The sequence below is a fragment of the Streptomyces sp. NPDC045846 genome, assembly GCF_056431605.1.
On record NZ_JBWKKJ010000004.1, the window covers coordinates 297873 to 321026 of the forward strand.

The following is a 23154-nucleotide window of genomic DNA, read 5'->3' on the forward strand; positions in this document are numbered from 1 at the left end:
CGCTCAGCAGCGGTGCCGGTCGGCCGAGTACAGGTGGCTGTCGCGGAACTCGGCCGCGCCCAGCGTGCGGCCCACCAGGATGACGGCGGTGCGCACCACGCCCGCCTCCTTCACCTGGCCCGCGATGTCGGCCAGCGTGCCGCGCAGGATCAGCTCGTCGGGCCGCGAGGCGAAGGCGACCACGGCGGCCGGGCACTCGGCGCCGTAGTGCGGCAGCAGCTCCTCGACGACGCGGTCGACGTAACCGGCGGCCAGGTGCAGCACGAGCAGCGCGCCGCTGCGGCCCAGGGTGGCGAGGTCCTCGCCCTCGGGCATGGCCGTGGCGCGCTGGGCGACGCGGGTCAGGATGACGGTCTGGCCGACCGTGGGCACGGTGAGCTCCCGCTTGAGGGCCGCGGCGGCCGCGGCGAACGCGGGCACTCCGGGGACGACCTCGTAGGGCACCCCGGCCGCGTCCAGGCGCCGCATCTGCTCGGCGACGGCGCTGAACACCGACGGGTCGCCCGAGTGCAGCCGGGCCACGTCCTGCCCGGCCGCGTGGGCGCGCACCAGCTCCTCGGTGATCTGGTCGAGGTTGAGCTGGGCGGTGTCGACCAGGCGGGCGTCCTCGGGGCATTCCGCGAGGAGTTCGCGCGGCACCAGGCTGCCCGCGTACAGGCAGACCTGGCAGGAGGCGATCCTGCGGGCGCCGCGCACCGTGATCAGGTCGGCGGCGCCGGGGCCCGCGCCGATGAAGTACACGGTCATGTGGCTGCTCCTGAAGGGGTGTTGACGGGTTCGGGTGCGGGCTTGACGACGGCCCACTGGGTGACCGGCATGGCCTGGCGCCATCCCGTGAAGCCGCCGACCGGCACGGCGTGCGCGACGGCGAGCCGGACGAGTTCGCCGCCGTGGCGCCGGTACCAGTCGGCGAGCAGGGCCTCGGATTCGAGGGTGACGGTGTTGGCGACGAGCCGTCCGCCCGGCGCCAGCGCGTCCCAGCAGGCGGCGAGGAGGCCGGGCGCGGTGAGGCCGCCACCGATGAACACGGCGTCGGGGGCGGGGAGTTGGGCCAGGGCGGCGGGTGCGGCGCCGGTGACGACGCGCAGCGCGGGCACGCCGAGCCGGTCGGCGTTGCGGGCGATGCGCTCGGCCCGCACGGGGTCGCGCTCGACGGTGAGCGCACGGCAGGAGGGGTGCGTACGCATCCACTCCACGGCGATCGAACCGGAGCCGCCGCCGACGTCCCACAGCAGTTCGCCGGGTGCGGGCGCGAGCGCGCCGAGGGTGGCGGCGCGGACGTGCCGCTTGGTGAGCTGGCCGTCGTGTTCGTACGCCGCGTCGGGCAGTCCCGGTACGGCGCCCAGGCGCAGCGCGTCGGGGGCGCGGCGGCAGTCGACGGCGATGACGTTGAGGGGGTCGCCGGGCGAGGCGTCCCAGTGGTCCGCGCTGCCCTCGACGCAGCGCTCGTCCCGCGCGCCCAGCTGTTCCAGGACCCGCATCCGGCTGGGCCCGAAGCCCCGCTCGCGCAGCAGGGCGGCGACCTCGGCGGGGGTGTCGGCGCCGGCGCTCAGCACGAGGAGGCGGCGGCCGTCGTGCAGCGGGGCGGCGATCCTGGCGAGGGGCCGCCCGACCACGGTGACGACCTCGGTCTCCTCGACGGCCCAGCCGAGCCGGGCGCAGGCGTACGAGAGGGAGGAGGGGTGCGGCAGGATGCGCGGCGGGGTGCCGAGCAGTTCGGTGAGGGTGCGGCCGATGCCGTAGAACATGGGGTCGCCGCTGGCCAGCACGGCGATGCGGCGGCTCCGGTGGGCTTCGAGCAGCCCGGGCACGGCGGGCCGCAGCGGTGTGGGCCACGCGACCCGCTCCGCCGGGCAGTCGTCCGGCACGAGCGCGAGCTGACGTCCTCCGCCGATGACGACCCCGGCGCGCATGACCGCGTCCCGCGCGGCGGGGGCGAGCCCGTCCCACCCGTCGGCCCCGATCCCGATGACGGTGACGTCGGGGGTGGGGGTGGGGTGGGTGTTCACGTGTACCTCGGGGTGTGCGGGGGGTTGGTGCCGCACTCTACTGGCCCCCGCCCCACCCCACCCCCTCGGGTCTTGCCACCCCCACTCCCCGCGCAGTTCCCCGCGCCCCTGAACCCCCTTCCGATCCGCGGACCGTGCCCGCTCTCGCGCAGTTCCCCGCGCCCCTCAAACCCCTTTCAATCTGCGGACCGTGCCCACTTGCTCGCGCAGTTCCCCGCGCCCCTTGGCAGCGCTGGTGCTGGTCAGCAGGAGCAACTTCAGCCCGTCCGGCGTTTGAGGACGAGCGCCGTTCAGGCGCGATACGGGGTCTGGGGCGGAGCCCCAGGGCCTCTGCGGACCGTGCCCGCTCGCTCGCGCAGTTCCCCGCGCCCCTTGGCAGCACTGGTGCCGGTCGGCAGGAGCAACTTCAGCCCGTCCGGCGATTGAGGACGAGCGCCGTTCAGGCGCGATACGGGGTCTGGGGCGGAGCCCCAGGAGTCGAGGCTTCCTCCGCACACCCCTTGCGACTTGGTCCAGACCAATGCCAGTCTCTCAAGTACCGCTACCAGAGGGCGACTTGGCGCGCCCCCAACCCGCCAACGCCGCCCCGAACTCCCCACGATCAAGGAGCACTCGCATGTCCGCTCGGCGTACCGCAGCGTCCCTGGGTGTCCTCGGGGCGACCTCCCTGACGCTCCTCACGCTCACCCCGACGTCCGCCTCCGCGCACGGAGCCATGTTCAACCCGGTCAGCCGGATCGCCGCCTGCTACGCCGAGGGGCCGGAGCACCCGGTGTCGCAGGTGTGCAAGGACCTCGTGGCGGACTCCGGCACCCAGCCGCTGTACGACTGGAACGAGGTGAACATCGCCAACGCCAACGGCCAGTCCCGCCAGCTCATCCCCGACGGCAAGCTCTGCTCGGCGAACCGGGACAAGTACCGGGCGCTGGACTGGGCCCGGACCGACTGGCCGTCCACCAGCGTCTCGGCGGGCCAGTTCCCCTTCAAGTTCCGGGTGACCGCGGCGCATTCGGGCACGATGACGGTGTACATCACGAAGCAGGGCTTCGACCCGACCAAGCCCCTGAAGTGGTCCGACCTGGACGACACCCCCGTCGCCACCTACCAGACGTCCAGAACGGCGACGGACGGCTACTACAACTTCACCGGTACGCTCCCCGCCCGCACCGGACGCCACATCATCTACAAGGTCTGGCAGCGCGACGACAGCCCGGAGGCGTTCTACAGCTGCTCCGACGTGGTCTACGGCAGCAGCGCCGCCAAGGCCGCCGCGGCGCCGTCGGAGCAGAGGATCGCGGCAGGCGCGTCCCGCTCCACGGTGAGCCACCACGGCCACGGCGGCGACCCGGCCACCGCTCCGGCCGCCACCACCCCGGCGGCCTCGCGCGCGCCGTCCGGCAACTCGGCCACCCCCCAGGCCCTGGCCGCCGTCTCCACCGCGAGCGTCGCGGCCGGCGGCTTCCTGCTCCTGCGCCGCCGCCGCGGCTGAGCGCCACCGACTCCGCGCAAGACCGCCAAGACCCCTCTCCCGAGCCGCGTCGGCGGACGCGGCTCGGGGAGGCCGGGCGCACGGGACCTTCGGCCTACTTTCACGTCCGCGCAAGTATGCTACTTTCGAATCGACGCAAGTAAGCGCACGGCAGCCGTCACCGACGAGGCCGCGCGCAGCGCACGGCCGACCGCGGTCGCCGTGCGCCCACCCCGCACGGGCGGCCCTCGCCCGTGCACCCACCGCACGGCCGTGGTGTCCTCGACGGCCCATCGGCGCCGTGCCCGCAGCGAGGAGGTGTCCGGGATGAGTCCCGACCGAAGTCCTCGCCGCGCCCTGCCCGTCGGCTGACCCGACCGGCTCCCTCCTTCACGGCCCGCGCCCTCCGCGCACGCCGTTCCGTACCCGCATGCCCGCATGCCCCTACAGCCGCATGCCCGCACTCCCGCACGCCCTCCGTCGGCCACGCGCACCCAGCACACCCACACCCCCCGCACGCACCTGACGACCCCAGGGAGGTCTCGTCATGACCACGCTCACCCCTACCCCCACCCCCGAGAAGCTCGCACCGCCGGGCCGGCGCCGCCGTCGGGAGCGGCGCGCCGCCGAGCTGGAGGCCCGCACCCGGGCCGTCGGCGCGCGGCTCGGCGCCATCGCCGCGCAGCCCACCTCCCAGGTACTCAGGGAGTACGGAGTCGACCGCGCCGGGCTCTGCCAGGCCGAGGTGCTCGACCGTCAGGAGCGGCACGGCCTCAACACGGTCGCGCGGGAGCGGGCCCCGCGCTGGTACGCCCAGCTCGCCCGGGCGTACGCGAACCCGTTCATCGCCGTACTCGTCTTCCTCGCCGCCGTCATGTACTGGCAGGACCCGGCGGACCCCGGTGTCGTCATCCTGTCCGTGATGGTCGCCATCAGCGGGCTGCTGCGTTTCTGGCAGGAGTTCCGCTCCGGGCGGGCCGCCGACGCCCTGAAGAAGCTCGTCACCACGACCACCGCCGTCCAGCGCCGGGCCGGGCGCGGCGCGCTGGCGACCACCGTCGAGATCCCGATGGAGCAGGTCGTCCCGGGTGACGTGGTCAAGCTGGGGGCGGGGGACCTGATCCCGGCGGACCTGCGGCTCGTCACGGCCAAGGACCTGATGGCCAGTCAGGCCGCGCTGTCCGGTGAGTCGCTGCCCGTCGCGAAGGCGGACGTACGCGAGGGCGAGGAGAACCGCTGCCCGGCCGGGGACCCCGTCGAGGCGGGCAACCTGTGCCTGATGGGGACGTCCGTAACGTCCGGTACGGCTACGGGAGTTGTGGTCGCGACCGGCGCCGACACCTACTTCGGGTCGATGGCGGACTCGCTGGTCGGCGAGCGGCCGCAGACCAACTTCGACGCCGGGGTGCGCAGGGTCAGCTTCCTGCTGATCCGGTTCATGCTGGTGATGGTGCCGGTCGTGTTCGTGATCAACGGGCTCACGAAGGGCGACTGGGACCAAGCGTTCCTGTTCGCCATCGCCGTGGCGGTCGGCCTGACGCCCGAGATGCTGCCGATGGTGGTGTCCGCCAACCTGGCGCGCGGCGCGGTCGCGATGGCGAAGAAGAAGGTCGTCGTCAAGCGGCTCAACGCGATCCAGAACCTGGGCGCGATGGACGTCCTGTGCACCGACAAGACGGGCACGCTCACCGAGGACCGCATCGTCCTCGACCGGTACCTGGACGTGCACGGCACCGAGGACGGCGAGGTCCTGGAGTACGGCTACCTGAACGCCCACTTCCAGACCGGGCTGCGCAACCTCATGGACCAGGCGGTCATCGACCGCGTCAACGAGGCCGAGGAGGTTGTCGTCGACGCACGGTTCACGATGGTCGACGAGATCCCCTTCGACTTCGCCCGGCGCCGGATGTCCGTGGTCCTCAACCGCAACGGGCTGCTCGGCGCGGCCGGCCGGCCCGAGCACGTCCTCATCACCAAGGGCGCGGTGGAGGAAGTCGTCGCCCTGTGCACGCACCTGATGGACCGGGGCGAGCGCGTGGAGCTCACCGACCAGCTCCGGTGGCACGTCACCCGCACCGCCGAGGACAACAACCGGCGGGGCCTGCGGGTGCTGGCCGTCGCCACCCGTACGATGCCGGTCCCGCGCGACACGTACACGGTGGCGGACGAGTCCGGCCTCACCCTGATCGGCTTCCTCGCCTTCCTCGACCCGCCGAAGGCGGACGCGGCCGCCGCCCTGCGCGGCCTCGCCGACAACGGCATCGCGGTCAAGGTCGTGACCGGCGACAACGAGCTGGTCGCGGCGCGGGTTTGCGCGGACGTCGGCATCGAGGTGGGCACGGTCGTCACGGGCCCGGAGGTGGACGCCCTCGACGACGCGAAGCTGTCCCGACTGGCCGCCACCGCCACGGTGTTCGCGAAGGTCAACCCCGTGCAGAAGGCCCGGATCGTACGGGCCCTGCAAGCCCGGGGGCACACGGTCGGCTTCCTCGGGGACGGCATCAACGACGCGGCCGCGCTGCGGGACGCGGACGTCGGCGTCTCCGTCGACACGGCCGTCGACATCGCCAAGGAGTCGGCGGACATCATCCTGCTGGAGAAGGACCTCACGGTGCTCGAACAGGGCGTGGTGCAGGGCCGCACGACGTTCGGCAACACGATCAAGTACATCAAGATGACGGCGTCCTCGAACTTCGGCAACGTCTTCTCGGTGCTGGTGGCGTCGGCGTTCATCCCGTTCCAGCCGATGCTGGCGATCATGCTCCTGGTGCAGAACCTGGTGTACGACATCGCCCAGCTGGCCACGCCGTGGGACCGGATGGACGAGGACTACCTGCGCAAGCCGCGCAACTGGGACGCGCGGGGGATCGGGCGGTTCATGGTGACGATCGGGCCCATCAGCTCGGTCTTCGACATCGCGATGTTCGTCATCATGTGGAACGTCTTCGGCGCGAACACCGAGGCCGACCAGGCGCTGTTCCAGTCGGGCTGGTTCATCGAGGGCCTGCTGTCGCAGACCCTGATCGTCCACATGATCCGTACGCGCAGGATTCCGTTCCTCCAGTCCCGGGCGACGTGGCCGGTGATGGTGATGACGCTCCTCGCGGTGGCGACGGGGCTGCTCCTCCCCTTCTCGCCGCTGGCCTCGACGATCGGCTTCGTGCCGGTGCCGATGGGTTACTTCCCGTGGCTGATCGGGGTGCTTCTCGCGTACTGCACGCTGACGCAGCTGGTGAAGGGGTGGTACGTCCGCCGCGCCGGAACCTGGCTGTAGCCCGCGCCCCTCAGCGGCATGGTGCTGGCCAGCATGGCCAACCTCAGCCCGTCCGGCGTTTGAGGACGAGCGCCGTTCAGGCGCGAACCGGGGTCTGGGGCGAAGCCCCAGGCCCTCTGCGGACCGTGCCGGGTCACCCGCGCAGTTCCCCGCGCCCCTTAGCGGCACAGTGCTGGCCAGCATCGGCAACCTCAGCCCGTCCGGCGATTGAGGACGAGCGCCGTTCAGGCGCGAACCGGGGTCTGGGGCGGAGCCCCAGGGCCTCTGCGGACCGTGCCGGGTCACCCGCGCGCAGTTCCCCGCGCCCCTCAACCCCCTTTCGTCCGCCGACCGTGCGTGGCTGATCGCGCAGTTCCCCGCGCCCCTAAGCGGCATGGTGCAGTCCAGCACGGGCAACCTCAGCCCGTCCGGCGATTGAGGACAAGCGGCCTCAAGGCGCGATGCGGGGTCTGGGGCGGAGCTCCAGGGGGTGGGGTCAGCTCGGGGTTATCAGGCGGGCTTCGTAGGCGTACACCGCCGCCTGCGTACGGTCCCGGAGCCCCAGCTTCACCAGCACCCGGCTGACATGCGTCTTCACGGTCTGCTCCGCCAGCACAAGCCGCGCCGCGATCTCGGCGTTGGACAGGCCCTGGGCGATCAGGGACAGCACCTCCGTCTCGCGCTCCGTGAGCACCCCCACCCGCTCCTTCGGCGGAGCCTTCGGCGCCGACTCCGTGAGCCGCGAGAACTCCGCGATCAGCCGCTTGGTGAGGTTCGGCGCGAGCAGTGCCTCGCCGGACGCCACCACCCGCACCGCGTGGGCGAGTTCGTCGGCCGACGCGTCCTTCAGCAGGAACCCCGACGCACCCGCGCGCAGCGCCTCGTACACGTACTCGTCGAGATCGAAGGTGGTCAGCACGAGCACCTTCACCTCAAGGCCGTCCGTCCGCATGAGACGCCGCGTGGCCTCGATGCCGCCGAGTTTCGGCATGCGGATGTCCATCAGGACGACATCGGGGGCGAGTTCGGTCGCGCGGGCCACCGCGTCCAGGCCGTCGACCGCCTGCCCCACCACCTCGATGTCCGGCTCCGCGTTGAGCAGCACCGTAAATCCCTGACGGACCATCATCTGGTCGTCGGCTATCAGGACGCGGATGGTCATGGGCTGCCCTTCGGTGGAAGCGTGTTCAGCGGAAGCGTGGCGGTCACTTCGTAGCCGCCGTCGGGGGTGGCGCCGGCGGCGAGTTCGCCGCCCAGCATCGCGGTGCGTTCCCGCATGCCGAGCAGCCCGTGCCCGGCCCCGGGGGACGGGGCGACCGGCCGGTCCGGCGCGGTGTTGGCGACCCGCACGACGAGCCCGGCCCGCTGGTGGGCGACCACCACCCGGACCGCCGCCCCCGGCGCGTGCCGCATCGCGTTGCTCAGCGCCTCCTGCACGATGCGGAAGGCGGAGAGCTCGACCCCGGGCGACAGCGCGCGCGGGGTGCCCACGATGTCGCAGGTCACCGACAGGCCCGCGGCCCGCACGTTGGCGACCAGGTCGTCCAGGCGGTCGAGGGAGGGCTGCGGGGCGTGCCGGGCGCCCTCGGCCGCCGGGTCCTCCGAGCGCAGCACGCCGAGCACCCGGCGCAGTTCGGTCAGGGCCTCGACCGCGTTCTGCCGTATCCCGGCGAGGTTCTCCTTCAGCTCCTCGGACGGGTTCGCCACCAGATGCGGGGCAACCTGCGCCTGGATGGAGATGACCGACATGTGGTGGGCCACCACGTCGTGCAGCTCGCGCGCGATCCGGTTGCGCTCCTCCAGGAGGGTGCGCCGGGCCCGCTCCTCGGCGGTGAGCTCCTCCTGGACGACGAGCTGCGTGCGGGCCACCCGGCGGCCGCGCAGCGCCGCCCCCACCACCACGGCGATGGAGAAGCACACGGCCGCGAGCCCCGCGCTCGGCGAATTGTGCGGCCGGGTGTGCAGCACCGCGCAGAGCACGCCCGCCCCCAGGCTGATCACCAGCGTCTCGACCGCCACCCGGGGCCGGTGCGTGAGCGCGACGAACAGGAGCACCCCGGCGGTCACCGCGACCCCCACCCCGCTCCAGGGGTAGAGCGCGTCCGGATCGGCCCGGGGCTCGGCCCCCAGCGCGGCCACCACCGTCACGACCGTCGTCGTCCACCACGCCGCCCGCGGCCGGTACAGCGCGGCGACCAGGCACCACGCCTGCACCCCGGCGAGCACCACCCCGATCGTCATCCCGAGGTGGAAGCGGCGGGAGTACTCGACGGCTCCGCCCACCAGCAGGAACACCGCGAGGAGCAGCAGCGGCACCGCGAGCGCGGGCCGCCACATCAGCCAGCCCTGCTGCTCCCCCCGCGGGTGCGGCCCGGACGGACCGAGCAGGTCCTGGCGCAGTGCGCGCGCCACCGCCCGCGGTCCGGGCGCCGTCAACCGCCGCACGCCCCGCCCGTGTTCGACTTCCCCCGTCTTCACGGAGGCCACCTTAGGCATGCCGCTTCTCCCCCGCCCGGGCGGGACGCCCTTCGCGCACCACCCTCGACCGTCCCCGCCGGGGCTGTTCGTACGTGCGGAACGTCAGCCAGCACACGCTCAGCATCAGGGCGAACACCGGCAGCCAGACGAGCCGGGCGAGTATCCAGGTACCGCCGTCGGGCACGGTGTGCAGCCCCGGCAGCGGGCCCCCCGCGAGCAGCCCGAGGCACGTCACCGCCATCATCGACGTCTGGTGCCACAGGAAGATCGTCATCGCGGACAGGTTCACCAGCGCGACCACCGCCCACAGCGCGGGCCTTCGCAGGGCCCGGCGCAGCGGGCCGAGCAGGAGCAGCGCGGCGCCGCACTGCGCGAGTCCGAACGTGACCGCGGCCAGCGTCGGCGGGTTCAGGTTGGATATCGCCGCGCCCGGCACCCCGACCATCGAGGCGGGGTAGCCCGCGAACAGGATGAGCAGCGCGGTGGCGGCCGCGCCGCCGACCAGCAGCACCCACCCCGTCGTCCGCAGCGACGTACCCGCTCCCCGGCGCGCCCACAGCGCCCCCAGGCAGTACGGCACCAGCCACCCCGCGGGCAGGTTGATCCACCCCGCCCACGCCTCCCCGCCACTGCCGAAGCGGTACACGTCCACGTACAGGACGACCGCGAGCGGCCACAGCGGGTGCACCCGGGACACGAGCGGGGTCGCCGCCGTCAGGGCCGCGAAGACGAGCAGGAACCACAGCGGGGACAGGACCAGTTTGATCAGGGTGTGCACGGTGTCGAGGCCGACGCCCGCCACGAGCAGACCGGCCGCCGCGACCAGCCACACCACCAGGACCGCCGCCACCGGACGGAACAGCCGGCCGAGCCTGGCCCGCAGCCACTGCCCGTACGTCGTCCCCCGGGCCCGCGCGGACCCATAGCTCTGGGTGGCGACCTGCCCGCCCACCAGGAAGAAGACGGCCAGGGTCTGGAACGCCCAGGAGATGGGCGCCAGTTGGGGCATGTGCTGGAGCGGGCTCGCGGCGTGCACCGTGCCGCTGTCGAAGACGAGCGCGGTGACCAGCCAGTGGCCGAGCACCACCCCGAGGATGGCGAAGGCCCGCAGCGCGTCCACGGCACGGTCGCGGTCGGCCGGTGTCGCGGCCTCGATCCGCCGGATCAGATCACGCACGACGGTCCTCCCGAAGGGGCTGTCCGACCGGCGCCGGGCCGATCGGCTGCTGTCCGTTCACGATCCGGGCGATGTTCTCCAGCGACACGGAGCCGGGCCTGAGGTAGTCGCTGTGGCCGCCGCGCCCCGCGTCGAAGAGGCGGGCCCCGAAGTGGCGCGACACCGGATCGGTGCCGAAGCCCACCGTGACGAAGGGGAGGTGGAGGCTTGTGTGCGGTACGTCGGCGATCCAGTCCGAACCGCCGCGCCCCGCCCACACGGTGGCGCGGGTGCGCAGGGCGCCCGCGGTCTCGAAGCCGGTGCCGGGGCTGCCGTACAGGACGATGTCGGACACCTCCGCGCCGGACGCCGCCTTCGCGCAGACCACCGAGCCGTACGAATGGCAGAGCAGGGTGGTGCGGGCGGAGGGCTTCGCGGCCCTCAACGCGCCTATGAACGCGGTCAGTTGAGGCGCGGCGTCATCGGCCCGCCCCGGGGTCAGGATCTCCGGGCTCACCGTGGCCGGGGTCTCGTACCCCATCCAGCCGATGACGGCGACGTCCGGGCCGAGCCGGTTCGACAGGGCCACCGCGCCGTCGCGCAGCCGGGCGTACAGGTCGAGGTTGGTGTCCGAACCCGGGACCAGGACCGCGATCCGCCGCGCGCGGGCCAGGTCGCCGAACACCTCGGCGGTGCGTCCGCCGTCACGCCCGTCGAAGGAGAGGAAGTGGCGCCCCGGGTCCGCCATCGCGCTCAGCGCCGCGGCCCGGCGCCGGTTGCCGTGGTCCGCGGCCGACTGCTCGGCGGCCAGGATGTTGCCGCGGTTGGCCGCGTACCGGCCGTCGAGGCCCGCGACCGAGAGCGGGCCGAGGGCCGCCGGGGCCGGGGCCGCCACGGCCTCGGGCCTGGCCGCGCCCGACAGCGGTACGGCCACCGAGGCGGCCACGAGTGCGGCGATCAGAGTGCGGCGGAGCCGACCGAAGCGGTGACCGCTGTTGCCCGGATGCCGGTCGTGCGGAGCGCGCGACGCCATGAGGAACCCTTCCGTACCGGTGAATGACCGTTGTCGATACGGAAGTTACGAAGCGGCAGGCATCACCGGCGTCGCGCTGGAGAGCCCACTTGGCGAGTAGGCCCCCGGAGCTAGGGGGTGGCTCCCGAGTACTACGGGTACCCCGCGCGACCTGCGTCAGGTATCACGGAGCACCCCCGGCGCCTCACCGCTTCACGGGCTCGCCCTTGCGCGCCGACTGGAGCCGGTAGGGCACGTCGATGACGGTCACCCCGGACATGAACAGCAGCCGGGCCTTGAGCCGGAGCGCGTTCTGGTTGTGCAGCGGCTGCTCCCACCAGTGGCCCACGATGTACTCGGGGATGACCACCGACACCATCGCGCTTGGATCGGAGTCCGCCGTCTCCTTCACATGGGCGAGGACCGGGCCGACGACCTCCCGGTAGGGCGAGTTGATGACCGTCAGCGGTACGCCCAGGTCGTACGCGGCCCACCGTTCGCGCAGCCGGTCCGCGTCCTCGTCGGCGGCGGCGGAGAGCGCGGTCAGTGTGTCGGGCCGCAGCGCCTGGGCGAAGCCGATCGCCTTCAGGGTGGGTGCCTGCACGCTGGAGACCAGCACGAACGCGTGGTGGCGCGCGGGCCGGCGCGGCTTGGCGTCGGGCTCGACGGCGACCTCCCGCGCGACCTGCTCGTAGTGGCGCCGTACGCCCTTCATCCCGAAGAACAGGAGCGGCATCGCGATGATGACCAGCCAGGCTCCGTGGGTGAACTTGGTGATCAGGACGATGATCAGGACGAGCCCGGTCAGGGTCGCGCCGACCGCGTTGATGGCGAGCGAGCGGTGGATGTGCCGCCGCCTCTCCCGGCCCTCCGGCGTGGCGAGCTCCTTGCGCCAGTGCTTGACCATCCCCGCCTGGGACAGCGTGAACGAGACGAAGACGCCGATGATGTAGAGCTGGATCAGCCGGGTCAGCTGCGCGTCGAAGGCGACGATCAGCGCGATCGCGGCGAGCGCGAGCAGCACGACACCGTTGGAGTAGACGAGCCGGTCGCCCCGGTTGTAGAGCTGGCGCGGCGCGTACCGGTCCCGGGCGAGGATCGAGGCGAGCATCGGGAAGCCGTTGAACGCGGTGTTGGCGGCCAGCACCAGCACGCCCGCCGTGAAGGCCTGCACCAGGTAGAACATGATGTCCACGTGCCCGAACGTGGCCCGCGCGATCTGCGCGAGCGCGGTGGACGTCGCCGTACCCGCGGGCAGCCCCAACTCCGTTGGATCGGCGGCCACATGGACCTGATAGACCATGGCGAGCGCGGTGATCCCGGCGAACATGGTGACCGACAACAGGCCCATCGCCGCGAGGGTGTTGGCGGCGTTGCGGCTCTTCGGCTTCTGGAACGCCGGTACGCCGTTGCTGATCGCCTCCACACCCGTCAGCGCCGTACACCCGGAGGCGAAGGCACGCATCGCCAGCAGCACCACGGCGATCCCGGCGTACGTCCCCGCCGCCTGGATCGGCAGCGCCGCGGACTCGGCCCGGATCGTGGCACCGGTGGCGAGCCGCACCGCGGCGAACACGAACATCACGTAGATCACGAACACGAAGCCGTACGTGGGGATCGCGAAGACCCGCCCGGACTCGCGCACACCGCGCAGGTTCATGACGGTGAGCACCACCACGAAGGCGACGGACAGGGCGACTTGGTGGTCCGCGAGGGACGGGATCGCGGACGTGATGGCCGCGACGCCGGAGACCACGGACACGGCCACGGTCAGGACGTAGTCGACGAGCAGCGCGCTGGCCGCGGTGAGCGCGGCCGTGGGCCCGAGGTTCTCGGCACTGACGATGTAGGCGCCGCCCCCGCCCGGATAGGCGTAACAGGTCTGCCGGTAGGACGCCACCACGACCACGAGCAGGAAGACGATGGCCGCCGCCGCGTACCAGGTCAGGTGCAGCAGGGAGGCCCCGCCGAGCGCGAGGATCAGCAGGATCTCCTCGGTGGCGTACGCGACCGAGGAGAGCGGGTCGCTACAGAAGATCGGCAGCGCGAGCCGCTTGGGCAGCAGCGTCTCACCGAGCCTGCTGGTGTCCAGCGGCCGCCCGACCAGCATCCGCTTCACGGAACTCGAAACTCCCATAACTGAGGAAAGTAGCCGGAGTGCGGCATATGTAATGGTTTGCCGCACCGACTGGCGCCATACGGGTGATTTCACATTCCGTGCGCGTGGCGTGACTGTACGCAGCTATCCTCGGTGAGCAGTACGCCTGATTCGTCCAACAGCTGTGCTGCACAAGGGAGTTGCGTATGCGACCCAAGGACCTCAACCCGTGGGACTCACCCCGCGCCTTTTACGGCACCGAACTGCGCCGCAAGCGGGAGGCGGCGGGGCTCTCCCAGGAGGAGCTCGGCGCGCTCGTCTTCTGCTCGGGCACGTACATCGGCCAGATGGAGGCCGCGACCCGCCGCCCGACCAAGGAGATGGCCAAGCTCCTCGACGCCGCGCTGCACACCGACGGCATCCTGACCCGCATGTGCGAGGCGATGGAACAGGCCTCACAGCACGCGGAGTACTTCCGCCTGGCGGCCGAGCTTGAGGCGATGGCCTCCGCGATCTTCCACTGGACGCCCATGGTGGTGCCGGGCCTCCTACAGACCCCCGCGTACACCCGCGCCCTGACCCGTGCGGGGCGCCCCTTCGCCTCCGACGAAGACATCGAGCTCAACGTCTCGACCCGAACGGAACGGGCCAAGCTGCTCGATGGCCCAACTGCGCCTGAGCTGTGGTGCATTCTGCACGAGTCTGCACTCAGGATTCCGGTGGGCGGGCCTGAGGTTATGCGGGAACAGCTCGCCCACATCTGCAAGTTGGTGGACAGCGGCACTGTTGTTGTTCAGCTGCTGCCCTTCGCTGCGGGGCCGCTCCCCCTCATGCACGCATCGGTCAAGGTGATGACCTTCACGGATGCTCCGCCTGCCATCTACCTTGAAGCAGCGCATTCGGGCCAGCTGTTGGACACCCCAGCCCTGGTGGCGAGTTACATCAAAGCCTACGATCTCGCCAGGGCCGTCGCATTGTCGCCGACGGCGTCCCTGTCCTTGATCCGGGCGGCGATGGAGGACTACGCACCATGAACATAACGCGCTCCTTGGCAACTGCTTCCTGGCGGAAGTCCTCCTACAGCAATGAGGAGGGCGGCGACTGCCTGGAAGTGGCGGAGGGCGCATGGCGCAGGTCGTCCTACAGCAATGCGGACGGCGGCAATTGCGTGGAGGTCGCCGAAGGCGCTTGGCGTAAGTCCTCGTACAGCAATGACGAGGGCGGGGACTGCGTCGAGGTGGCTGATGGGTTCGGGGAGGTTGTTCCGGTGCGGGACAGCAAGAACCCGGGTGGGCCCGTCCTGCTGGTGGGGACCGTGGCGTGGGCCCGGTTCGTGGGGGAGGTCAGGGCTTCCTGAGGGGCGGTCCTTAGGATTCCCGCATGGCGCTTCCCCATCTCCAGCCCGTGCCGCCGCAGTCATGTCCCCTGTGCCAAGGGGGGCTTGAGACCGTCGAGCTGAGCACCACCCACTCCGCGAGTTCGTATCTCGTGGCCAGGTTCTACCGGCCGGAGAAGATGTTCGCGAGCAAGAGCTATCTGGTGGCGCTGGCCTGCCGCGAGTGCGGGCACGTGCTGATGTTCCTGGAGAACCGGGGGATCCTGGCGCCGGGGAAGTAGCCCCGGCGGGGGTCAGGCCGTCTTGAGCTGGGCGTGGCGGAGGGTGCGGAGGATGAGCCACTGGTCGCCCCAGGCCATGGCGGTGCCGATGACGGCCATGACGATGCCGAGGGTGAGGCGTCCGGTGGCCGCGCCGAGGGCGAGGCCCGCGATGCCGAGTCCGTAGCGGACGACGAAGCGGAAGGCGACCAGGCCGAGCGCGAGGAAGCGGGTGCGCTTGTTCTTCCAGAGCGCCTTCATCGCGCGGATGCGGGCCTTGAGAACGGTGAAGGCGAGCACGATCTGGACGATGGCGACGACCGGGACCAGCGCGTACAGGACCGGGTAGGCACGGGCGATGTCGAAGATCCCTGCGAAGAGGCCCACCAGCGGGAAGTACCAGGTGGGCAGCCCCTGGGGGACCACAACCTCAGCAGCCTTGCTCTCGACCTCGGTGTCGATCTGAACCGGCATCTCCATCGCGACCGTGGCACTCATGACGTTCCCCTCACCCTGATTTCCCAGCGACCCCGCCGGCCCTTGCCGACACCACTGATACTCCCGCCGGGGAGGGGGTGCTCGGCAGAGTGAAGCGTCCCGAGTGCCGCAGGACAAATGTCCTGGCCGCCCACGCCCTGACCCCGCCTCACATGTGGACAGGCCCCTCCGTGGGTCCCACCGCCGGTCGGGGCGGGCCCTTGCGGTAGAGGGTGACCGAGACCAGGAGGCCCAGGGCGAAGAACGCGGCCGACCACCAGTACGCCGTCGAGTAGCTGTGCAGTTGGGCCTGGACGCGGGCCGCGGGGGTGGGCTGGCGGCCCACCAGGTAGCTGGTGGCGGCGCTCGTCGCGAGGGTGTTCAGGAGGGCCGTGCCGATCGAACCGCCCACCTGCTGGCTGGTGTTGACCATCGCGGAGGCGACACCCGCGTCGTGCGCGGCGACCCCCGCCGTGGCCATGCTCATCGCGGGCGCGAAGATCAGGCCCATGCCGACGCCCATCACGAGCAGCGGGGGCAGGACATGGGCGGCGTATCCGCTCGTCGCGTCCAGCGCGGTCATCCAGGCGAGCCCCGCCGCGCCGAGTCCCATGCCAAGGGGCACGATCGGCTTCGCGCCCAGCCTGGGGACCAGCTTGTTCTGCGCGACGACCGAGCTCACGATCATCGCGAACACCATCGGCAGGAAGGCGAGCCCGGTCTTGACCGGGGAGTACCGCAGGATCTGCTGGAGGTAGTACGTCAGGAACAGGAACACGCCGAACATGCCCGCTCCGGAGATGAACATGGCGAGGTAGGACGCGCCCCGGTCCCGGTCCAGGACGACGCGCAGCGGCAGCAGCGGATGCTTCGCCCGCGTCTGCCAGGCGGCGAACGCGATCAGCAGCACGCCGCCCGCCGCGAGGAACCCCCACGTCTGCGCGGAGCTCCACGCGTGCGTCTCGGCGTTGGAGAAGCCGTACACGATGCAGAAAAGACCGGCCGACACCAGCACGGTGCCGGGGATGTCCAGCTTGGGGCGGTCCAGGGGGGCGCCGGGGTGCAGCAGTCGCAGGGCGCCGAGGAAGGCGAGGGCCGCGAAGAGGAGGTTGACGTACAGGCACCAGCGCCAGTCGAGATACTCGGTGAGCAGACCGCCGAGCAGCAGGCCCACCGCGCCGCCGGTGCCCGCGACCGCGCCGTAGATGCCGAACGCCTTGGCGCGTTCCTTGGGGTCGGTGAACGTGGTGGTGAGCAGCGAGAGCGCGGCGGGCGCGAGCAGCGCGCCGAACACGCCCTGGAGCGCCCGGGCGGTGACGAGCACCTCGAAGTTGGGCGCGGCGCCGCCGATCGCGGAGGCCACCGCGAAGCCGACCAGGCCGGTCAGGAAGACGACCTTGCGTCCGACGAGGTCGGCGATGCGGCCGCCGAGCAGCAGCAGCGAGCCGAAGGCCAGCGCGTACGCCGTGACGATCCACTGGCGGTTTCCGTCGCTGAAGCCGAGATCGCGCTGCGCGGAGGGCAGCGCGATGTTCACGATGGTCGCGTCGAGCACGACCATGAGCTGGGCGAGCGCGATGACGCCGAGGACCAGCCAGCGGTGTTCGTGCCGGGCCCCGGTGTGCTGCGGCGGCGGCACTCCCTCGCCCGCGTACGCGGCGGCCGGTGGCGGGGTGCGCAGCGGCGGCCGGTCGGTGGAAAGCTCCTCGGTCGCGGCCGCTATGCGCTCGGCGCGACCTACCTCGACAGAGTCCTTGGTGTGACGGCCCATGTGCCGGTCTCCTCGGTGATCTCCCGGTGGTGATCGCCCCTTCCTCACGCTAAGTGAGGCCCGGGGGTTCCGCCACGCGAGTGAACGCCGGGGGCGGTGCGCGGCTCAGGCACCGGTCCGCGCCCCGGCGGCCCCGTCCCCGTTCGTCCCAGGCACGGCTGGGACGCTTGGGCGGGTCGCGCTCCGGAGACAGTTGCTGACACAGGGTCACTTACTCGGGGACCCCGCACCTTGGAGAAGACACACATGAACCGAAGCACCGTGCGAAGCGCCGTCGTCGCCGTCGCCGCCCTGCTCGCCCTGGTCCCGGCCACCGCGATGGCGGCGACCGCCACCGCCGCTCCCGCGAAGGCCACCGTGGCCACCGCCCACCACCACCGGATTCACGCGCAGGGCGTCGTGGTCACCGGGCACGGCCGTCTGCTGCACGTCCGCAGCGGCGCCGGCGTCACCTACCGGACCACCGGCACCCTGCGCTCGGGACGCCAGGTGTGGCTGGTCTGCAAGACGAGCGGCGGCTCGGTGCACGGCAACCGGGTCTGGTACCGCCTGGCCGGACACCAGAGCCGTTACGTCTCCGCCCACTACGTACGGGTCTCGGCCGGATCCTCCGTGCCGTGGTGCTGAGCCCGCGGCCCTGACCCTCGGGGACGGTCGGTCGGGGCCCCGGTCCACAACTTCGCCCGTTCGCCCCAGGGGCCGGAGCTTGGCTCCGGCCCCGCTGGGGTACAGATGGCCCCTGAACGGGACTTTGTGGACTTATGGGAGGGACCGCGTGGCCCAATGGCGACAGCTGCCCGAGTCGACCCGACCCGAACTGAGGCTGCTGATCGAGGAGTTGCGGCATCTCAAACAGGCCTCCGGGCTGAGCCTGGCCGGTCTCTCCACCCGCACCGCGTACAGCAAGTCGGCCTGGCACCGCTATCTCAACGGCGACAACCTCCCGCCGCGTGACGCGGTCGACGCCTTCGGCGCCCTCGGCGGCGCCGAGCACCACGCCCGGCTCCTGGAACTCTGGGACCGCGCGGTACGGCCCCCCGAGCCCGCGGCCCCACCCCAGGCGCCGCCACCCGTACCCCCGGCCGGGCCCGCCTGCGAGCCGCCCGGCCGCCGCCCGCACCGGCGCACGGTGACCGTCGCCGCGGCCCTCGCCCTGGTGGGAAGCGCCGCCTGGGCCGCGCTCCCGCACCCGCCCCAGGCGACCCCCGCCGCGCCCGCGCCGCCCGCCTGCCGGGGTGCCAGCTGCCAGGGCGACGACCCGGCCGCCTCTCCCTGCCGCACCGACGCCCGCACCCAGAGCGCCCTGACCACGGCCTCGTACGCGGTGAAGCTCCGCTACAGCCCGTCCTGCGACACCATCTGGTCCGAGGTGCGCAACAGCTCGACCGGCGCCGACACCGAGAGCCCCATGCTGGTGGCCCCCGACCCCCGGCAGGCCGAGGCCTGCGCCGAGGTCAGCCACAAGATGCTGTGCACGGGCGACGTGCCGCCCGGCTAGCGCCACCGGTTCAGCCCGCGACCGCCGCCCCGGCCTTCTTCCAGTTGTCCCGCAGCCGCGTCAGGTAGTCCGACGCCTGGCTGCCCATCTTCGCCCCGCGCGCGAACGCCGCCATGTTGCCGCCGCCCGCGTTGTACCCGAGCGCCATCAGCTCCTCCCGCGTGTACGGGCCCGCCCAGTGCGCGGGCAGCTCGGCGGACATGTCGTGCAGATACCAGGCCGCCGCCTCCACCGCGAGCGCGCGGTCGTCGGGGAGCTCCTCCCACGAGCGCCCCGCGAAGTCCCGCCCCCGCTTGGTCTGGTCGAAGGCGGCCCGGTGCATGTTCGCGATGCCGAAGGCCGCGTCCGGCTTGTACTTCTGCCAGCTCCGCTCGAAGGCCGGATCGTGCGGCTTGTAGTCCTCGTTGTAGAGGATCGCCATCAGGAGCTGCGCGCCGACCCCGGCCTTCTTCGCGTACGTACGCACCTGCGGCGCGTAGTCGGCGGGGTCGTACGTGCCGCTCTTCGAGGGAGTCGCGGACGGCGCGGGCGAGGTGGAGGCGCCGGGCTTCGCGGAGTGTTGCGGGCTCCCTCCGTCCGGCGACGAGCCGCCGCCCCGCACACATCCCCACGCGACCAGCGCGACCACCGGCAGCACCAGCCATCGAGCACGCCCTCCCCGCCTGCGCTGTTCAGCCATCGCCGCCCTGTCCGTCCGGTCCGGGTCCCGTCGCCGCCCAGTCTAGGAAAGCTCCTCTCCCACAGCGTCGGCGAAGCGTCAGGACCGCGTTTTTGCGCACCCGGCGGGCCCTGAGGTCCGCGATGACCGCGGCCGTGCGGGCCCACTCCCGCACCGAGCCGTCCGCTCCCCGGCGTAGGTCCCGCCGGGATCTCAGGCCGCCGTGCGGAACGTGCCCATCGCCTGCCGCACCTCGTCGAGGGTGGCCTCGGCCACCGCGTTCGCCCTCGCGTTGCCCTGCTTGATCAACTCCCGTACGTAGCCCATGTCCTGGGCGTACTCGGCGCGGCGTGCGCGCAGCGGGGCGAAGTGGTCGTTGACGGCCTCGGTGACCACCGCCTTGAGCGCGGCCGAGCCGCCGTCGCCGATCCCGGCGGCCACCTCGTGCGGGTCGCGGCCCTGGCAGAGCGCCTCGGGGCGGTGTTCCGGGTCGTAGGAGATCAGCCGGGTCGCGTCCGTCTTCGCGCCCCGGATCAGCCGGGCCGTCTCGTCCGAACTCGCCCTCAGCGCGATGGAGTTGCCCCGGCTCTTGCTCATCTTGCCGCCGTCGGTGCCGAGCAGGAGCGGCGCCTGCGAGAGCAGGGTGCGCGGCTCGGGGAAGACCGGGCCGTAGCGCTCGTTGAAGCGGCGCGCGATGGTGCGGGTCAGCTCCAGGTGCGGCTCCTGGTCCTTGCCGACCGGGACGAGGGTCGCCTTGCAGAACAGGATGTCGGCGGCCTGGTGGGCGGGATAGGTGAACATCAGGCCCGACACGGCCGCCTGGCGGGAGTGGGCGATCTCGTCCTTGACGGTGGGGTTGCGGCTGAGTTCGGCCACCGAGACCAGGCTCAGGAAGGGCAGGAGGAGCTGGTTGAGCGCCGGGACCGCGCTGTGCGTGAAGATCGTCGCGCGGGAGGGGTCGACGCCCGCTCCGAGGTGGTCGAGCACCAGGCCCTCGACGGCCTCGGAGAGCCGGTCGGCCACGTCCCGGTCCGTGAGCACCTGGTAGTCCGGGATGACGAGGAAGAGGTCCACCCCCTCGTTCTGGAGCCGGACCCGGTTCTGGAGCGTGCCGAAGTAGTGGCCGAGGTGGAGGGGGCCGGTGGGCCGGTCGCCGGTCAGGATGCGGTCGGCCTTCGTGGTGGCGGGGGCGGGCGTGGTCCGGGTGATCGTGCTGGTCATGATGGGCTCCTCGTGGGCAGTGGACGGGGCGGGCCCGGACGGCGCCCACTGCGGAATCCAGCGAGGGCAACAAAAAGGGGCCGTCCGATGCGAACGGCCCGCTGATGTCGCGCGTGAGTCGTGGCCGCTCCTAGGAGGAGCGCCACCAGCAGAGCTGAGAGGGACACTGCGACGCGGACGACATGGAGCCACTGTAGCCCGGCGCCGCGGCGCGCGCCCAGGGTCTTTGGACACGCGCCGCACCGGTCCGGATCAGTACAGGCCCTGGTACATCTGCCAGCCGCCTCCGATCCGCACGCGGTCGGTGTACGCGCCGGCGCCGTTGCCGGGGTAGCGCCACAGGACGCCGTCGGTGTCGCGGGCCACCAGGTCGGACTTGCCGTCGCCGGTGATGTCGCCGACCCCGGCGAGCGCGTTGTAGATCCCCCAGCCCGCGCCCAGGCGGACCCGGTCGCCGAAGGTGCCCTGGCCGTTGCCGTCGTAGCGCCACAGCACCCCGGCGGTGTCCCGGGCGAGCAGGTCGCCGTAGCCGTCGCCGTTGAGGTCACCGGCCCCGATCACGGTGTCGTAGATCCCCCAGCCGAACCCGATCCTGACCGGGTCCCGGAACTGGCCCGCGCCGTTGTCGGCGTACATGTACAGGTCGCCCGAGGCCGTGCGGGCGATCAGGTCGGGGCGGCCGTCGCCGGTCAGGTCGCCGGGGACGGTGAGCTGGTCGTACGCGTTCCAGCCGCCGCCGAGCCCGAGGTGCGGCCCGCCCGGCGCGAACGGCTTGTTCACGGCGCCGTCGTAGCGGGTCAGCTGCCCGGAGGCGTCCCGTACGAGGAGGTCGTTGTTGCCGTCGTTGGTGAGGTCGCCCGCCGGGACGTAGCGGGCGGAGGTGGGCCAGCCCGGCGCCGAGGGGCCGGGGGTGACGTCGCCGCTGCCGTTGCCGGTGCGGATGGTGAGGGTGCCGCCCGGGGTGAGGGCGAGGAGGTCGCCCCTGCCGTCACCGTTGTAGTCCCGCCAGGTCGCGGGTCCCGGGGCGGTGGTGGCGGTCATCAGACGGCTCGTGTACGTGCCGGTGGGGTCCTCCCACAGGGCGGTCGGGCGGCTGTCGGGGCCGCCCACGGACATGCCGCCGCGCGCGTAGCCGGAGGTGTTGGAGCTGAGTTCCTTGGGTGTGCTCCAGACGCCGCCCATGCGGGAGGCCACCACGAAGCGGTTGGAGTTGCCGTCGTCGGCGGGCTGGCTCCAGCCCGCCTGCACGGTGCCGTCGGCGGCGATGTCCGCGCCGAACCCGGTCATGCCCGCGTACTGGGTGGACAGGGTCTGCGCGGGCGCCCAGGCGCCGGTGGCGGCGGCCCGGGTCGTGGTGCGGATCCAGAAGCCGTCCGTGCCGGACTGGTAGTCGGACCACACCAGCGTGACGTCACCGTCCGGGCTGGTCAGCGCGGACGGCACGGCGTCGCCGAAGCTGTCGGTCCTGGCCGCCGTCTCGACCGGCCCCCAACCGCCGCTCGCGGCCGGTCTCTGCGCGTAGTTGAGCGCGCCGCCCGCGAGCCAGGTCAGCGCGAGCGCGCCGCCCGGGGCCGCCACGAGCCGTGCCTCACCGGCCGCAACCGGCTGACCGAAGGTGTCGTGCGGGGCGCTCCAGGCGGTGGCCGACGCCCCCTGCTCGGCGGACTTGAAGGCGGCGCCCGCGGACCCGTACTCCGTCCACACCACCGACACCGAGCCGTCCGCGGCGACCGCGACCTGGGGGTAGGCGTCCTGCGCCCCGGCCGCGGTGTTGTCGAGCCGGGCCGGCGCCGACCAGGCGCCCGACACCCCGGTGCGCTCGGCCGCGTACACCTCGTACCGCGGGTCGACGCTGTGCGCCCACACCACGACCGTGCGGCCCGAGGGGGTGCCCGCGAGCCGGATGTCCTGGATGCGGTCGGCCGCGGCTATCTGCACCGGCGCCGACCAGGACGTGGCCCCGGCGGACAGCGCCGAGGTGCGCAGCACCGCACCGGTCGCGGCCACGTCGACCCAGGCGACGGTCACCGAACCGTCCGGGGCCGCCAGGAGGCGCGCGTCGACCGGTGAGGAGGTGTCGTAGGTGGAGCTCGCCAGCGTCTTCACCGGCCCCCACTTCGTCGTCCCCGCCGCTCGCACGGCCACCAGCAGATCGCGCTGCGACCTGTTCGCGGCGAGTCTGGACCACAGGGCGACGACCGTGCCGTCCTTGGCCGTTCTGGTGTCGATCAGCGTCTGGATCGTCGTACCGTCGGTGAGCGCGTACGGCGCGCCCCACTGGTCGGTCTGGACGGCCGGGGCGGGCCCCGGCCTGGCCTCGGCACCCGTCGCGCCGAGGGCGCCGAGCGCGAGTGCGGACGTCAGCGCGGGTATTAACACCCGGCTCAGCAGCGTGCTCCGTCGGCCGTTCCTGTTCTCTGCCACAAGTACTCCGCCTCATGCGTGGGAAGCATGCGGGG

At 72.3% G+C, this 23154-nt stretch carries 19 protein-coding genes; 7 read left to right on the forward strand and 12 right to left on the reverse strand.

Annotated elements, in window-relative coordinates:
* Nucleotides 1-3: 3 nt before the first annotated feature.
* Nucleotides 4-747, reverse strand: a complete 744-nt coding sequence (gene cobM / locus AC07F3_RS13570; protein WP_479113578.1) for a precorrin-4 C(11)-methyltransferase — start codon at nucleotides 745-747, stop codon at nucleotides 4-6.
* Nucleotides 744-2009 carry a precorrin-6y C5,15-methyltransferase (decarboxylating) subunit CbiE gene (gene cbiE, locus AC07F3_RS13575; RefSeq protein WP_479113580.1) on the reverse strand — a complete coding sequence of 422 codons (1266 nt, stop codon included), beginning with the start codon at nucleotides 2007-2009 and terminating at the stop codon, nucleotides 744-746. Before cbiE ends, cobM begins: the two co-directional genes overlap by 4 nt.
* 616 nt (nucleotides 2010-2625) lie before the next feature.
* Here cbiE and AC07F3_RS13580 point away from each other — a divergent pair.
* Nucleotides 2626-3498, forward strand: a complete 873-nt coding sequence (locus tag AC07F3_RS13580) for a lytic polysaccharide monooxygenase auxiliary activity family 9 protein (protein ID WP_479113581.1) — start codon at nucleotides 2626-2628, stop codon at nucleotides 3496-3498.
* Between the two features lie 526 nt (nucleotides 3499-4024).
* Entirely contained in the window at nucleotides 4025-6751 is a 2727-nt protein-coding gene (gene mgtA, locus AC07F3_RS13585) for a magnesium-translocating P-type ATPase (RefSeq protein ID WP_479113583.1), read from the forward strand.
* A gap of 475 nt (nucleotides 6752-7226) precedes the next feature.
* On the opposite strand, the gene AC07F3_RS13590 is transcribed toward mgtA, so the two are convergent.
* The 5 genes from AC07F3_RS13590 to AC07F3_RS13610 all read right to left on the reverse strand — a co-directional run bounded on the left by AC07F3_RS13590 (nucleotide 7227) and on the right by AC07F3_RS13610 (nucleotide 13513).
* Nucleotides 7227-7892 (reverse strand): response regulator, encoded by a 666-nt coding sequence (locus AC07F3_RS13590; RefSeq protein ID WP_479113585.1) that lies wholly within the window; start codon nucleotides 7890-7892, stop codon nucleotides 7227-7229.
* Complete coding sequence (locus AC07F3_RS13595; protein ID WP_479113587.1) at nucleotides 7889-9226, reverse strand: sensor histidine kinase; 1338 nt, start codon at nucleotides 9224-9226, stop codon at nucleotides 7889-7891. Before AC07F3_RS13595 ends, AC07F3_RS13590 begins: the two co-directional genes overlap by 4 nt.
* Complete coding sequence (locus AC07F3_RS13600; RefSeq protein WP_479113589.1) at nucleotides 9219-10385, reverse strand: acyltransferase family protein; 1167 nt, start codon at nucleotides 10383-10385, stop codon at nucleotides 9219-9221. The genes AC07F3_RS13595 and AC07F3_RS13600 overlap by 8 nt, the downstream gene beginning before the upstream one ends.
* Nucleotides 10378-11397 carry an alpha/beta hydrolase gene (locus AC07F3_RS13605; protein WP_479113590.1) on the reverse strand — a complete coding sequence of 340 codons (1020 nt, stop codon included), beginning with the start codon at nucleotides 11395-11397 and terminating at the stop codon, nucleotides 10378-10380. Before AC07F3_RS13605 ends, AC07F3_RS13600 begins: the two co-directional genes overlap by 8 nt.
* A gap of 184 nt (nucleotides 11398-11581) precedes the next feature.
* Complete coding sequence (locus AC07F3_RS13610) at nucleotides 11582-13513, reverse strand: APC family permease (RefSeq protein WP_479113592.1); 1932 nt, start codon at nucleotides 13511-13513, stop codon at nucleotides 11582-11584.
* A 167-nt stretch (nucleotides 13514-13680) separates the two neighbouring features.
* Between AC07F3_RS13610 and AC07F3_RS13615 the strand changes: the two genes are divergently transcribed.
* The 3 genes from AC07F3_RS13615 to AC07F3_RS13625 are packed head-to-tail and all read left to right on the forward strand — an operon-like array spanning nucleotide 13681 to nucleotide 15091.
* Nucleotides 13681-14508, forward strand: coding sequence for a helix-turn-helix domain-containing protein (locus tag AC07F3_RS13615; protein ID WP_479113594.1), 828 nt, complete (start codon nucleotides 13681-13683; stop codon nucleotides 14506-14508).
* Nucleotides 14505-14831, forward strand: a complete 327-nt coding sequence (locus tag AC07F3_RS13620) for a DUF397 domain-containing protein (protein WP_479113596.1) — start codon at nucleotides 14505-14507, stop codon at nucleotides 14829-14831. Before AC07F3_RS13615 ends, AC07F3_RS13620 begins: the two co-directional genes overlap by 4 nt.
* A 23-nt stretch (nucleotides 14832-14854) precedes the next feature.
* Entirely contained in the window at nucleotides 14855-15091 is a 237-nt protein-coding gene (locus tag AC07F3_RS13625; RefSeq protein ID WP_479113598.1) for a hypothetical protein, read from the forward strand.
* A gap of 12 nt (nucleotides 15092-15103) precedes the next feature.
* On the opposite strand, the gene AC07F3_RS13630 is transcribed toward AC07F3_RS13625, so the two are convergent.
* Nucleotides 15104-15568 (reverse strand): hypothetical protein, encoded by a 465-nt coding sequence (locus AC07F3_RS13630; protein WP_479113599.1) that lies wholly within the window; start codon nucleotides 15566-15568, stop codon nucleotides 15104-15106.
* 148 nt (nucleotides 15569-15716) lie between these two features.
* The gene (locus tag AC07F3_RS13635; RefSeq protein ID WP_479113601.1) at nucleotides 15717-17318 is read right to left on the reverse strand and encodes an MFS transporter; all 1602 of its coding nucleotides are present in this window, start codon (nucleotides 17316-17318) and stop codon (nucleotides 15717-15719) included.
* 246 nt (nucleotides 17319-17564) lie between these two features.
* On the opposite strand from AC07F3_RS13635, the gene AC07F3_RS13640 reads away from it, so the two are divergent.
* Together AC07F3_RS13640 and AC07F3_RS13645 are read left to right on the forward strand one after the other, a co-directional pair.
* Nucleotides 17565-17945: an SH3 domain-containing protein gene (locus tag AC07F3_RS13640; RefSeq protein WP_479113603.1), complete on the forward strand. Its 381-nt coding sequence runs from the start codon at nucleotides 17565-17567 to the stop codon at nucleotides 17943-17945.
* 148 nt (nucleotides 17946-18093) lie between these two features.
* Nucleotides 18094-18816: a helix-turn-helix domain-containing protein gene (locus AC07F3_RS13645; RefSeq protein ID WP_479113605.1), complete on the forward strand. Its 723-nt coding sequence runs from the start codon at nucleotides 18094-18096 to the stop codon at nucleotides 18814-18816.
* A 10-nt stretch (nucleotides 18817-18826) separates the two neighbouring features.
* Here the strand turns inward: AC07F3_RS13645 and AC07F3_RS13650 are convergent, their stop codons facing one another.
* The 3 genes from AC07F3_RS13650 to AC07F3_RS13660 form a co-directional block, all read right to left on the reverse strand.
* The gene (locus AC07F3_RS13650) at nucleotides 18827-19495 is read right to left on the reverse strand and encodes a lytic transglycosylase domain-containing protein (RefSeq protein WP_479113607.1); all 669 of its coding nucleotides are present in this window, start codon (nucleotides 19493-19495) and stop codon (nucleotides 18827-18829) included.
* 192 nt (nucleotides 19496-19687) lie between these two features.
* Nucleotides 19688-20695, reverse strand: a complete 1008-nt coding sequence (gene trpS, locus AC07F3_RS13655; RefSeq protein WP_479113609.1) for a tryptophan--tRNA ligase — start codon at nucleotides 20693-20695, stop codon at nucleotides 19688-19690.
* A gap of 252 nt (nucleotides 20696-20947) precedes the next feature.
* Nucleotides 20948-23074 (reverse strand): FG-GAP repeat domain-containing protein, encoded by a 2127-nt coding sequence (locus AC07F3_RS13660; protein WP_479113611.1) that lies wholly within the window; start codon nucleotides 23072-23074, stop codon nucleotides 20948-20950.
* Between the last annotated feature and the right edge of the window lie 80 nt (nucleotides 23075-23154).

Excerpts from the sequence above, each read along its gene's own strand:
- AC07F3_RS13615 (WP_479113594.1), top strand. The coding sequence starts at position 13,681 with ATGCGACCCAAGGACCTCAACCCGTGGGACTCACCCCGCGCCTTTTAC.
- AC07F3_RS13640 (WP_479113603.1), top strand. The coding sequence starts at position 17,565 with ATGAACCGAAGCACCGTGCGAAGCGCCGTCGTCGCCGTCGCCGCCCTG.
- AC07F3_RS13650 (WP_479113607.1), bottom strand. The coding sequence starts at position 19,495 with ATGGCTGAACAGCGCAGGCGGGGAGGGCGTGCTCGATGGCTGGTGCTG.
- AC07F3_RS13605 (WP_479113590.1), bottom strand. The coding sequence starts at position 11,397 with ATGGCGTCGCGCGCTCCGCACGACCGGCATCCGGGCAACAGCGGTCAC.
- AC07F3_RS13590 (WP_479113585.1), bottom strand. The coding sequence starts at position 7,892 with ATGACCATCCGCGTCCTGATAGCCGACGACCAGATGATGGTCCGTCAG.
- AC07F3_RS13635 (WP_479113601.1), bottom strand. The coding sequence starts at position 17,318 with ATGGGCCGTCACACCAAGGACTCTGTCGAGGTAGGTCGCGCCGAGCGC.
- cobM (WP_479113578.1), bottom strand. The coding sequence starts at position 747 with ATGACCGTGTACTTCATCGGCGCGGGCCCCGGCGCCGCCGACCTGATC.
- AC07F3_RS13625 (WP_479113598.1), top strand. The coding sequence starts at position 14,855 with ATGGCGCTTCCCCATCTCCAGCCCGTGCCGCCGCAGTCATGTCCCCTG.
- AC07F3_RS13595 (WP_479113587.1), bottom strand. The coding sequence starts at position 9,226 with ATGCCTAAGGTGGCCTCCGTGAAGACGGGGGAAGTCGAACACGGGCGG.
- AC07F3_RS13620 (WP_479113596.1), top strand. The coding sequence starts at position 14,505 with ATGAACATAACGCGCTCCTTGGCAACTGCTTCCTGGCGGAAGTCCTCC.
- trpS (WP_479113609.1), bottom strand. The coding sequence starts at position 20,695 with ATGACCAGCACGATCACCCGGACCACGCCCGCCCCCGCCACCACGAAG.
- AC07F3_RS13580 (WP_479113581.1), top strand. The coding sequence starts at position 2,626 with ATGTCCGCTCGGCGTACCGCAGCGTCCCTGGGTGTCCTCGGGGCGACC.
- AC07F3_RS13610 (WP_479113592.1), bottom strand. The coding sequence starts at position 13,513 with ATGGGAGTTTCGAGTTCCGTGAAGCGGATGCTGGTCGGGCGGCCGCTG.
- mgtA (WP_479113583.1), top strand. The coding sequence starts at position 4,025 with ATGACCACGCTCACCCCTACCCCCACCCCCGAGAAGCTCGCACCGCCG.
- AC07F3_RS13630 (WP_479113599.1), bottom strand. The coding sequence starts at position 15,568 with ATGAGTGCCACGGTCGCGATGGAGATGCCGGTTCAGATCGACACCGAG.